The sequence below is a fragment of the Microbacterium sp. LMC-P-041 genome (genome assembly GCF_030209555.1).
Lineage (GTDB): Bacteria > Actinomycetota > Actinomycetes > Actinomycetales > Microbacteriaceae > Microbacterium.
Genome location: NZ_JARVRV010000006.1, coordinates 113,248 through 125,475, shown reverse-complemented (window position 1 = coordinate 125,475; position 12,228 = coordinate 113,248). Strand labels below are relative to the sequence as shown.

Below are 12,228 nucleotides of genomic sequence, written 5' to 3'. Positions count from 1 at the left end.
TGCCGTCAGCATCCGGGGTCCTTCACGGTGGTCGGTGTTACGGGATCAGGATCGACGCCGTGACGGCATCCTTCTCCTTCTGCGTCTGCTGCACGTCGTCGACCTCGTCGAGCGTGTAGCGCCGGGTCTCGGTGGCGGTCAGCGCCGCGATCACCGCGATGAGCATCAGACCGATGCCGAGGAAGGCCGGTCCGATCCAGTTCTGCAGATCCTCTCCAGCGAGCGCCGTCGAGGCGACAGGGCCGATCGCTCCGGCGATCGCGAAGCCGATCTGCGTGCCGACGGCGAGGCCAGAGACGCGCACCCGGTTCGGGAACATCTCGGCGAAGAAGGCCGGCCAGGCCGCGTTCGCGGTGGAGTAGAAGAAGCCGTTGCACAGGATGCCGAGCACGAAGATCAACGGCCAGTTGCCCTGTGTGATCGCCCAGAGGTAGGGCACGGTGGTCAGGCCCGCACCGACCGCCCCGACGATGAAGACGGTCTTGCGACCTATGAGGTCGGAGACGTATCCGGCGAGCGGCGTGTAGAGCAGAGCGAGAAGGCTTGCCAGCACCGGCACCCACAGCATGGTCGCCTTGTCGAGTCCGTATCCGGTCGTGGCGAACGCGACCGAGAACGTGGCGAACAGGTAGCTGACGCCGGCGATCATGGCGCAGGCGGCGACTCGGATGATCGCGACCCAGTGGAAGCGGGTGACCTGCTTGATCGGCGCGAGCTGCACCTTGATCGCCTGGGTCTCGACGAACGACGGCGGCTCCTCGAGGTTGCGACGGATCAGGTACGCGACCACGACCACGACGGCCGAGAGCCAGAACGGGATGCGCCAGGCCCAGCCGAGCAGGTCTTCCTGAGGCAGCGCGGCGAACGGGATGAACACCGCAGTCGCCAGTAGACCACCGGAGGCGGATCCGCTCGTCACGAAGCTCGTGGTGAATCCTCGGCGGTTGTCTGGGGCATGCTCGAGGCTCATCGAGATCGCGCTCGCCTGCTCACCCGACACCGACAGGCCTTGGATGATGCGGATCACCACCAGCAGGATCGGAGCGAGGACGCCGACCTGTTCGAACGTCGGCAGGCAGCCGATGATGAACGTGCAGATGCCGATGCCGAAGAGCGTCAGCATCATCACGAACTTGCGGCCGAAGCGGTCAGCGAGCGGGCCGAGGATGAAGGCCCCCAGCGGGCGCACGACATACCCCACGGCGAGGGTCGCCATACTCAGCAGCACGCGGATGCCTTCGGGCAGCTCCGGCGGGAAGAACAGCTGGTTGAGCACGAGCGCCGCGGCAGTGCCGTAGACCGCGAAGTCGTAGTACTCCAGCGTCGTGCCGATCCAGGACGCGATCGCCGCCTTGGCGGGCGTCTTCTTGGGTACAGAAGTGGTCGTCATGTCGCCTCCATCGGCGGTTCCGCAGCGGTGTGGCGATCGGGATATTCGCCGTCGTCCGCTGTGCGGTACCGCTGGTCGGGTTCTCGTGGGCGGCGGTCTCGCTCGCTTGCTCGAACTGTAGGTATCGACATGGCGGGCGAGCAAGCAATGTGCCACAGATTTGCCATATTCTCGCGAGGCAGCCGCGGAATTCTCGATGCGAAGTACTCCTTCTCACCGATCCGTGCCACGCGATTTGCCAGAGCGACGATCCAGCTCACGCGACTGCTCGGCTGGGCCGTCGATGGATGCGTGGGGCTGAGGCTGCTCGACCGCGTAACGGACCGCCGGCTGCCGGCCTTCCGACGATTGTCGAGCAGACCCAGAGACTGACCGGTCGCGACCGTGAGATCCAGGCGACCGCGCGGGCGCACACCGAAGGCGAGCCCACAGAGGTGCATTACTTTCCCGAGCCCACGCCGCCCCGCTGAAGAGGCTCAGGGCTGAACGACGCGCACCCATGCCCGATCGACGTCATCAGCATCCAGGAGGTTCACCTGCACCACACCGGCGTACGGCAGCCGATACGAGAACTCGCCGGTCGGCGGATCGTCGCATCTGAAGTCCCCCTCGGCGAGTACCCGCCTCTCGGCATCGGCGGTCACCACTTCGAACCCGACGCCGTCTCCCTCGCACCGCCCCTCGATGGTGAACTGTCGGTCCTCGACGAGCGCGGCGGGGCCCGCGATGATCTCGCCCGAGGGGTCGTTGCCTTCCCCGTACTTGAGAGCGATGGCCACCTGAGTGGGGTCTGTCTTATCGGGATACGCGAATCCTCCCGCGGGAGGCGCTGTCGTCGCCGATGGCGTCGATGCGGATGTCGTTTCTGGTGCGACCGGCTCCGGCGCTGCGCTCGAAGTACAGCCGGTGACCACAGAGGCAAGAACGACCAGACAGACCGGAACGACCGTGAGGGCGCGGATGCGAGTGTCCATCGCTCCACACTATGACTCCCAGGCATCTGGGAATCCCGTGACCTACATGACCGGAACCGACATCATCTGGGCAGTGACGGTGACGACCTCGACGAGCCGCCGTACGAATCATGCGGTTGATCGCGAGACTTCATCATCTGCGTCCACTCGGCGCCCTGGTCCGCTGAGGAACGGTCGTGCACACTGAAGAGCATGAGCGACCCCGGGGCGACCGATGCAGGCACGGCGGAATACACCACGTTCGGGGTGCTGTCCGGCATGTTCGTCGCGATGGTGCCGACCCCACTGAGTCGATCAGCGGCGACAACCACGATTTGGCTCGCGTTACCGCTGGGTTAGCGCCGTCAGGGCTCGTGCAAGACGAAGGCCCCGCTTCCCGGTCAAATCACCGGGAGTCGGGGCCTTCGTGGTGGCGGTGACGGTGGGATTTGAACCCACGGTAGGGATTAACCTACACAACATTTCGAGTGTTGCACCTTCGGCCGCTCGGACACGTCACCGCGGACTAGCTTACGACAACCCGCGCCACGGCGCGAATCGAGCAGTCAGGCGAGTACCGGTGCGGGCTTTTGTCCGGTTGCGCTCCCCGTCGGCCATCGAGCCGCCTGGTTAGGATGGCCTAAGGCATCGGCACGGAGGGGACGCAATGGGCTTCATCACATCAGAGGCACTGGCAGAGACCGGCTATGTCGTGCTCGATGACCATGACCAGGCATCCGACCCCGCCGAGTGGCTCGATCTCGAGTACATCGGCTGGCGCTCATCCGGCGTCACCCGCTTCGCGCCGCTCGCGAGCTATGCCGGCGCGATCGAGTGCAACGGCTTCTGGAACCACACCCCGCCCCGCACCGACAAGGACGGCGTCTGGATCGAATCGCAGGTCGCGATCGCCCCGACCCTGCAGCGGCGCGCCCTCGAACCAGGTGCCGGAGTGGGCCGATGCCGCGTCATCGAGCTGCAGCCCAACGAGTACGCGGATGCCGTCTACAACCTGCACCAGGACGACAACAACCGCCTCAACGAAGACGGCACCGGCTGGGTCGTGCGCGGCTACTACAACCTCTCCGACGACACCGACTCGCTGCTCCTGCTGCGCTCCGACCGGTTCGACCCCGCGACCGAGATCCGCCTGCCGCTGCGCGAGGGCTCCCGCATCATCGTCGACACCCAGCGCTTCTGGCACGCGGTCTGGCACCGGGGCACCGCCCCGCGCTACGCCCTGATCACGTCATGGACGTCGGGTCCCGAGCTCGACGCCTACATCGAGGCCAACCACGGCGACCCGCGCCCGGCCACCGTCGCGCTCGAGCCGCAGCTCGTCGACGACGCACAGATCGAGCTGCACCGCCGCATCGAAGAGCGCCGCCGCGTCTTCGAGGCCCAGGGCATCGTGATGGAGCCGCGCGCAGACCTCAACGTCTGATTCGCGATCCCGGAGCGCCCCGCCCCGGTAGCGTCCGCCCACTCCGTCGACTGACCGTCTGCAGGGCCGAAGCACGTCTGCAGGACCAGAGCCCGGTTCTCGACCCGGCATCCATGCCCAGGTCCAGCAAACGGACGCTATGCACGGAGAACTTCGCCGCCGCAGCGAGCACACCTTCGGACCCCGAGACCGACACACCGGACGGGACGACGGATGCCACGGCGCGGCGCCCCCATCATCCGATCTTGTGCCAGCACGCCAGCCCCACGGACGGGGACGACGGCCCCCGACTCACCCCGAAACCGTGCGCCCGTCTTCCAACCTGACGACCCGGTCAACGGTTCCCGCAGGTGGAGCGACATGCGAGATCAGCAGTACCGACTGCTCCCCCGCCGCCTGCAGCAGATCACGCAGCAGAGCATCGGATGCGTCCGGGTCGACTCCCGCCGTCGGCTCGTCGAGCACGAGCACCGGGAAGCCGCGCAGCAGAGCTCGAGCCAGGGCGATGCGCTGCGCCTGACCGCCCGACACGAGGCCACCACGGTCGCCGACTCGCGCATCCAGTCCCCCACGCTCGCGCACCCACGAGCCGAGTCCGACTCTGTCGAGCACGGCGAGCAGCTCGTCGTCGGTCGCCGAGTCACGGGCGAACAGCAGATTCTGCCGGATGTCCTCGTCGAACAGCTGCGGACTCTGCTCGCACAGCCCGATCGTGCGGCGTAGCGCAGGACCCGAGAGCGCCGATGCATCCATGCCGCCGACGGAATACTCACCCTCGACCCGCAGGAATCCGACGAGCGCTGCGGCCAGCGAGCTCTTCCCCGCACCGCTCGGTCCCGACACGAGCACACGCTCGCCCGGATGCAGATCGAGATCGACTCCGCGCAGCGCGGGCGCCCCGCCCGGCCACCACGCCCGTACGCCTCGCAGCCGCAGCGCGGGAACGCCGTCGATCTCGGCATCGTCACCATCGTCGGACCGCAACTCGGAGGGCACCTCGGAAGGAAGCACGTCGTCGATGCGCTCGGCGCTCGAACGCACGCTGCGCCAGGATGCCGCGGCGATCGGCACGGCGCCGAAGACCTCGAACACGACCATGGGAACGAGCACGGCCACGGCGAGCCAGGGTCCGTCGATCGCCCCGGTCGTCAGCCCGGGAGCCGCGACAGCCAGCGCCCAGACCGACGCCGCGCCCGCGACCGCCGACACGACGCCGGCTGCGATCGCCTGTGCCAGCGACGCTGTGCCGACGGCGCGGCGGAGCTCGGCATCCGCCTGCCGCACCCGCTCGCGGGCCTGCGGCTCTGCTCCGTAGGTGAGCAGCACGTCGAGCGAGCCGAAGTAGTCGGTGAGCGCCGCCGACAGGTCGCCTCGACGACGCGAGACAGCGGCCTCGGCGCGCGACCCGAACAGCCACCCGAGTCCGATCGCCGCGGCTGCGGCGATCACCAGGCAGGCGGCCAGGGTCAGGGCAGCCGGTAGCGACACGAACGCGAGGAACCCCACTGCACCGAGCGCCACGAGCCCCGCCACCGCGAGCGGCTGAACCACGCGCAGCGGCAGGTTCTGCAGATTCTCGACGTCGTCGACCAGAGCCGACAGCACCCGCCCGCGGTCGGTGCGTCCGAGTCCGGCAGGCGACAGCGGAGTCAGCCGCCGCACCATGTCGGCGCGGGTCGACGCGAGCTGCCGCAGCGCCGCGTCGTGTCCGCTCAGCCGCTCGAGATAGCGGGTGACGGCGCGCGAGACCGCGAAGAACCGCACGCCCACCACGGCGATCGACAGCGGCACGAGCGAGTCGACGATCGAGGCGCTGACGATGAGCCAGCCGCTCACTGCGAGCAGGCTCACCGCGGCCCCCGCCGACAGGAAGCCCCAGATCGCGCCCGGGAGGAAGCGACGAAGCGGCGGTTGCGCGAGACGCAGGATGCCGCGCACACGCGCGGCGGAGCTGGCGCCGCTCACACGCCCACCCCCAGTTCGACGACCTGATCGGCCACGTCCCGTGCCGACCGGCGGTGCGAGACGAGCAGCACCGTCGCCCCGGCATCCGCCCTCGCACGCAGTGAGTTCCACAGACGCTGCTCGGTCTCCGGGTCCAAGGCACTGGACGGTTCATCGAGCGCCAGCACGGCGTCGGGGCGCTGCGCCTGGCGATACAGCGCCCGCGCGACCGCGACCCGCTGCGCCTGTCCGCCCGAGAGCCCGCTGCCCTGCACACCCAGCTCGAGCGCAGGGTCGAGGTCGTTCGCGCACGCCTCATCCAGGGCACGGCGGATGCCGTCGGCATCCGGTGCCGGATCCCCCAGCGCCACATTCGCGGCGATCGTGCCGCGACTCAGCTGAGGGCGCTGTCCGCTCCAGGCCAGCCACTCCGACGGCGCGCGACCTCGCACATCGACTCCGGCGACCGCAGCCGAGCCTTCGAACTCGACGGCACCGCGCAGAGCCGCGAGCAGACTCGACTTGCCTGCGCCGCTCGGCCCCTCGATCAGCGTGATGGTTCCCGGCTCGGCTGTGAACGAGACCGGCGGCAGATCGCGCACGCGCAGACCGGAGACGACGAGGTCTCGCGCGTCGCCCGTTCGCAATTCAGCATGAACACGGCCAAAACCAGCGCTCAGCTCTTCTCCCGACACCGTGCCACGGTTCCGTGCTGAATTGTGAACGCCGACCTCCCGAGCCCCGGCCGCGTCGAGTACCTCGAACACATCCTCGGTCGCCGCAACCCCCTCGGCTGCCGCATGGAACTGCACGCCCACCTGGCGGATCGGCAGGAACGCCTCGGGCGCGAGCAGCAGCACGAACAGCCCGACCTCGAGCGACAGGTCACCCGAGAGCAGCCGGAAGCCCACCGCCACGGCGATCAGCGCCACCGCGAGCGAGGCCAGCAGCTCCATCGCGAACCCCGACAGGAACGAGAACCGCAGCACCTTCATGGTCTCGCGGCGGTAGTCGTCGGCCGTCTGCTCGATCTGCGCAGCGGCGCGGCGCTCACGTCCGAAGAGGCGCAGCGTCGAGAGGCCCTGCACGGTGTCGGCGAAGCGCGCGGCGAGCCGCTGCAGCGTCTGCCACTGCGTGCGCTGCACCGTGCGGGTCGCGATGCCGATCAGGATCAGGAAGAGCGGGATGAGCGGCAGCGTGATGATCGCGGTGAGCCCGCTCGGCCAGTCCTGCCACCACATGACCGCCACCAGCACCGGCGTCGCGATGACCGTGAGCACGAGCTGCGGGATGTATCGGGCGAAGTACGCGTCGAGCGCTTCGAGCCCATGCCCCGCCGTCACGGCGAGCCCCGCCTGGTTGCGCTGGGCGAGCCACCCCGGCCCGAGGCGACCGACTGCCGCGATCAGTGCCGTGCGCAGCTGCATCCCGCTCTTCGCCGCAGCACGGGTTCCGGCGGCGTCCGAGACCGCGATCAGCACGCCCCGAAGTCCCGCGAGACCGAGCAGCCACAGCAGCGAGGTGGCGACATCGCGCCCGGCGAGCGCGCCGGTGACGGCATCCGTCAGCATCCACGCGAACGCGATGGTCACCGCGGTCTGCGCGACCCCGATCGAGCCGGAGAGCAGCAGGAATCCGCGGGCGGCGCTCGCATACCGCAGCAGCCGGATGTCGACCGGCTTCATCGCGCCATCTCCGCAGCGAGGGCCCGACAGGTCGCTCCGGTCGCAGTTCGTGCCGCTCCCCGATCAGAGAGGCGGCGCGAACTGCGACCGGAGCAGAAGTCGTGTCTCACGCGTGCGCCGGAGCCCCCTCGATCGAGCTGCGGGTGACGCGCTTGCGGAAGATCCAATACGTCCAGGTCTGGTACGCGAGCACCAGCGGCAGGGCGATCAAGGCGGTCCAGCTCATGATCGTCAGCGTATACGGCGTGCTCGAGGCGTTCTCGATCGTGAGGCTGAAGGCCGGGTCGATCGTCGACGGCATCACGTAGGGGAACAGCGCCGCGAACAGCATCACGACAGCGGATGCCACGGTGACGGCGCCCGCCGTGAAGGCCCGTCCGTCACGTCCGCGCATCGAGAAGAGCACCGACGCGATCAGGGCGAGCGCCGCGACGAGCCCGCATCCGATGACCATCAGCATGAGCGGAGACTCGCGATCCCAGGCGATTCCGATCGTCCAGAGCACGGTGCCAGCGGCGGCGAGCACCGTCGGGCCGGCGGCGAGCTTGACCAGACGACGAGCGTCTGAGTGCACCTGTCCGTCGGTCTTGAGCGAGACGAACAGCACGCCGTGCAGGAAGAACAGCAGCAGCGTCGTGACGCCGACGAGCAGCGAATAGGGGTTCAGCAGTGCGAAGAACCCGCCCACGTAGATGTGGTTCTCGTCGATCGCCACGCCCTGCACGATGTTGCCGAACGCGACACCCCACAGCAGCGCGGGCACGGCGGAGCCGATCACGATCATCCGGTCGAAGCCGCGCTTCCACTGAGCGCCCTCACGCTGGTGCCGGTACTCGAACGACACCCCGCGCAGGATCAGCGCGAGCAGGATCAGCAGCAGCGGCAGGTAGAACCCGCTGAACAGCGTCGCGTACCACTCGGGGAACGACGCGAACAGGCACGCGCCGGCGACGATGACCCAGGTCTCGTTGAGATCCCAGATCGGGCCGATCGTATTGATCACCTGACGACGCGAGACGTCGTTCTTGCCGAGGAACGGCAGCGACATGCCCACGCCGAAGTCGAACCCGTCGAGCACGAAGTAGCCGACGAAGAGGAAGGCGACGATCCAGAACCACATGTATTCCATGACTGATCCCTTTCTCAGTACACGACGGACGGCAGCTGGGCCGTCTCCTCGTGGGGCTGCTCTTCGGTGTCCGGACCCTTCTGGGCCGCACGGATGATGAGGCGGATCTCGACCACGGCGAGCGCGGCGTAGATCGCGGTGAAGGCGATCAGCGAGATCAGCACCTCGACCCCGCTGACGCCCGGCGAGACGCCGTCCTGCGTGGTCATGAGTCCGAAGACGATCCAGGGCTGCCTGCCCATCTCGGTGAAGACCCAGCCCATGATGTTGGCGACGAGCGCGAGCGGGAACGACCAGATCGCGAGCTTCCACATCCACGGCGCCGGCGGGTTCTTGGCGCCCTTGCGGGTGACCCAGAGGCCGACCACGGCGACGAGGGCGGCGGCCATGCCGAGGCCGATCATCCAGCGGAACGCCCAGTACGTGACCCAGAGGATCGGAGCGAACTCGGTGAGTCCGGTGTCGGCGAAGGTGGTGGCGTACTCGGCGTTGAGGTCGTTGATGCCGTGCACGCACGCGTCGAACGTGTGGGTCGACAGCAGCGACAGCAGGTACGGCACGCGGATCGAGAACAGCTCGGAGCTGCCGTCTGGGGTGCCCAGCGTGAAGAGGCTGAAGGAGGCATCCGGCCCGCACACCGTGTTGAAGGTCGCCTCGGCGGCCGCCATCTTCATCGGCTGCGCGGCGTACATCGCAAGGCCCAGCTGGTCACCCGTGAGCACGACACCGGCGGTCGAGACGATCATCGCCCACAGGCCGAACTTCAGCGAGATGCGCATGGTGTCGAAGTGCTGTCCGCGTGCCAGGTGCCAGGCCGAGACCGAGATCACGACGCCGGCGGCGAACATCAGCGCGCCGAAGATGGTGTGCGGGAAGGCGGCGAGCGCGACCGGGTTGGTCAGCAGCGCCCAGAAGTCGGTGAGCTCGGCGCGGTTGGTCTCGGGGTTGAAGACGTACCCGACCGGGTTCTGCATGAAGGCGTTCGCGGCGATGATGAAGTACGCCGAGAGGATGCTGCCGATCGAGACGCACCAGATCGTGGCGAGGTGCAGCTTCTGCGGCAGCTTGTCCCATCCGAAGATCCAGAGGCCGATGAACGTGGCCTCGAAGAAGAAGGCGAGCAGCCCCTCGAACGCGAGCGGGGCGCCGAAGACGTCGCCGACGAAGCGCGAGTAGTCCGACCAGTTCATGCCGAACTGGAACTCCTGCACGATGCCCGTCACGACGCCCATGGCGAAGTTGATGAGGAAGATCTTGCCGAAGAACCGGGTGAGGTGCAGGTACTGCACCTTGCCGGTGCGCACCCACGCGGTCTGGAAGATCGCGGCGACGAGCGCCATGCCGATCGTCAGCGGCACGAACAGGTAGTGATAGACGGTCGTGAGACCGAACTGCCATCGAGACAGGACCAGCGGGTCCAACCATTCCATGAGCCACTCCTTCTTCCGTGCCCTGGGTGCCACGCTAACGACGGGCCTGCCGCCCCCGATGGGCCGCCGACCGTGAATAAGGCAGATGCGCGCCTAGGCGGCGGACATCTCCGTCAGACGCAGCTGCACGGTGCAGTCCGCCGGCAGGGCGGAGGTGCGAACGGCCTCGGCGGCGAGCGGCCCACCGGCTTCGGTGAGCACCCCCTGCATGAGGCCGAGGTGCACGGAGCACAGCATCGGACGGTCTTCGGCGCGACCCGCGGCATGCGGGCACGGGCTGAGATCGACGGTGAGCTGCTCGTCATCGACGACGGGCTCGAAGCCGCTCTCCTCCAAGTGTTCGATCAGGGCGTCCAGCTGGTAGGTCGCATCGCGACCGAGAGAGGATGCCGACGCAGGCAGGACCCGACGCAGCAGATCGCCGCGGACGGCGGCCGCCTTCGCCTTGTCGCGGGCGATGGGACTCGAGGCATCCGCCGCACCGGTCACTGCGCTGTACAGCGTGCGCGGACGGCCGCGAGTCGTGCGGCGCTCACTGGCCTGGATGACGTAGCCGCCTTCGATGAGGCGCTGCAGGTGCTCGCGAACCGTGTTGGGATGCAGGCCGGTGGCCTCGCACAGCTCGCCGATCGTGCGCTCCCCGCGGGTCCGCACGGGTCCGCCGTCGTGCTCGGCGTCGCCATCGATGCGGGGGCCGCCTTCGAACAGCGCGTGCAGGATCTGCACTCGCGAGAAGGTCGAGATCGGCCCGCAGACGGGCCCGCCGTTGGCCATGGATCCAGTATCCCGCGGGGGCTCGGCGCCATGGGGTGGTTCGGCCGTGAATAATGCCCCAGGCGATAGGGATGTCTGATCTCGGCGATAGCCTGGCTGCATGGCCACCCGAAAACCCGCTGCTCCTGCGTACGTCTGCACCGAATGCGGGTGGACGACCGCCAAGTGGGTGGGTCGCTGCGCCGAGTGCCAGCAGTGGGGAACCGTGCAGGAGCAGGGCACCCAGACGGGCATCCTGAGCCGGATCACGCCGCTCGCGCCGACCGCGGCGAAGGCCGCGCGACCCATCACGCAGATCACCACCGAAGACGCTCCACGTCGCACGAGCGGGGTCGGCGAGTTCGACCGCGTGCTCGGCGGGGGCATCGTTCCCGGCGCGGCGATCCTGCTCAGCGGAGAACCCGGTGTGGGCAAGTCGACGCTGCTGCTCGAGGTCGCCGCTCAAGCCGCCCGCTCCGGCCGTCGGGTGCTCTATGCGAGCGCCGAGGAGTCTCCGGCGCAGGTGCGCCTGCGCGCCGAGCGCACAGGCGCGCTGCACGACGAGCTCTACCTGGCGAGCGAGACCGACCTCGCGACGATCCTCGGCCACATCGACGAGGTCGCCCCGCAGCTCGTGATCGTCGACTCGGTGCAGACCGTCTCGTCGTCGCTCATCGACGGCGCGGCCGGTCAGCCGAGCCAGGTCCGAGAAGTGGCGGCCACGCTGATCCGCGTCGCGAAGGACCGCGGGCTGCCCGTCATCCTCGTCGGGCACGTGACGAAAGACGGCACCGTCGCCGGGCCGCGCGTGCTCGAGCATCTCGTCGACGTCGTCTGCCACTTCGAGGGCGACCGTCAGACATCGCTGCGTTTCATCCGCGCGCTGAAGAACCGCTTCGGTCCCACCGACGAGGTCGGCTGCTTCGAGATGACGGGTGCGGGCATCTCCGAGGTGCCCGACCCGTCCGGTCTCTTCCTCTCGCAGGGTGCCACCGAGCCGGGAACCTGCGTCGCGATCTCGCTCGAGGGCCGCAGGGCGCTGCCGGTCGAGGTGCAGGCGCTGACGATCACCACCACCGCTCCGAATCCCCGTCGAGTGGTACACGGACTCGACTCGTCGCGTGTGGCGATGGTGCTCGCGATCCTCGAACGCCGCGCCGGGATCAAGACGAGCAACCTCGACGTCTACGTCTCGACCGTCGGCGGGGTGCGTTTCACCGAGCCTGCGGCCGACCTCGCGATCGCGATCGCCGTGGCGGGGTCGATCCAGCAGATCTCGGTGCCTCGCACGGTCGCCGCCGTCGGAGAACTCAGCCTCGCCGGCGAGATCCGCCCCGTCACCCAGTCGGCGCAGCGTCGGTCCGAGGCGTCGCGGCTCGGCTACGACCAGGTGGTCGACGACCGCTCGAAGACGCTGCGTGCGGCGCTCAACGACGTGCGTGCGCGGAACACGAGCAGGCGCAGCGAAGCCGACATCCCGCCGTTCTGAGCCCGCGGCGA

9 protein-coding genes and 1 tRNA gene are annotated in these 12,228 nt (G+C 68.5%); 2 read left to right on the top strand and 8 right to left on the bottom strand.

The window, feature by feature from the left end:
* Positions 1-37 precede the first annotated feature (37 nt).
* The 3 genes from QRN21_RS13390 to QRN21_RS13380 all read right to left on the bottom strand — a co-directional run bounded on the left by QRN21_RS13390 (position 38) and on the right by QRN21_RS13380 (position 2,864).
* Positions 38-1,390, bottom strand: a complete 1,353-nt coding sequence (locus QRN21_RS13390; RefSeq protein WP_285364464.1) for an MFS transporter — start codon at positions 1,388-1,390, stop codon at positions 38-40.
* 476 nt (positions 1,391-1,866) lie between these two features.
* Positions 1,867-2,364 (bottom strand): hypothetical protein, encoded by a 498-nt coding sequence (locus tag QRN21_RS13385; RefSeq protein WP_285364463.1) that lies wholly within the window; start codon positions 2,362-2,364, stop codon positions 1,867-1,869.
* A gap of 410 nt (positions 2,365-2,774) precedes the next feature.
* Positions 2,775-2,864: transfer RNA gene (locus tag QRN21_RS13380), tRNA-Ser, on the bottom strand.
* Between the two features lie 146 nt (positions 2,865-3,010).
* Here QRN21_RS13380 and QRN21_RS13375 point away from each other — a divergent pair.
* Positions 3,011-3,787 (top strand): hypothetical protein, encoded by a 777-nt coding sequence (locus QRN21_RS13375; protein ID WP_056279334.1) that lies wholly within the window; start codon positions 3,011-3,013, stop codon positions 3,785-3,787.
* Positions 3,788-4,078: 291 nt separating this feature from the next.
* On the opposite strand, the gene cydC is transcribed toward QRN21_RS13375, so the two are convergent.
* The 5 genes from cydC to QRN21_RS13350 form a co-directional block, all read right to left on the bottom strand.
* Complete coding sequence (cydC, locus tag QRN21_RS13370; RefSeq protein WP_285364461.1) at positions 4,079-5,752, bottom strand: thiol reductant ABC exporter subunit CydC; 1,674 nt, start codon at positions 5,750-5,752, stop codon at positions 4,079-4,081.
* Positions 5,749-7,416, bottom strand: a complete 1,668-nt coding sequence (gene cydD / locus QRN21_RS13365; protein WP_285364459.1) for a thiol reductant ABC exporter subunit CydD — start codon at positions 7,414-7,416, stop codon at positions 5,749-5,751. Before cydD ends, cydC begins: the two co-directional genes overlap by 4 nt.
* Positions 7,417-7,522: 106 nt before the next feature.
* The gene (gene cydB / locus QRN21_RS13360; protein ID WP_072591877.1) at positions 7,523-8,545 is read right to left on the bottom strand and encodes a cytochrome d ubiquinol oxidase subunit II; all 1,023 of its coding nucleotides are present in this window, start codon (positions 8,543-8,545) and stop codon (positions 7,523-7,525) included.
* Between the two features lie 14 nt (positions 8,546-8,559).
* The gene (locus QRN21_RS13355) at positions 8,560-9,975 is read right to left on the bottom strand and encodes a cytochrome ubiquinol oxidase subunit I (RefSeq protein WP_042539936.1); all 1,416 of its coding nucleotides are present in this window, start codon (positions 9,973-9,975) and stop codon (positions 8,560-8,562) included.
* Between the two features lie 93 nt (positions 9,976-10,068).
* Entirely contained in the window at positions 10,069-10,749 is a 681-nt protein-coding gene (locus QRN21_RS13350; protein WP_053097728.1) for an ArsR family transcriptional regulator, read from the bottom strand.
* A 100-nt stretch (positions 10,750-10,849) separates the two neighbouring features.
* Here QRN21_RS13350 and radA point away from each other — a divergent pair, with 100 nt between their 5' ends.
* Positions 10,850-12,217, top strand: coding sequence for a DNA repair protein RadA (gene radA, locus QRN21_RS13345; protein ID WP_285364454.1), 1,368 nt, complete (start codon positions 10,850-10,852; stop codon positions 12,215-12,217).
* Positions 12,218-12,228: the final 11 nt, after the last annotated feature.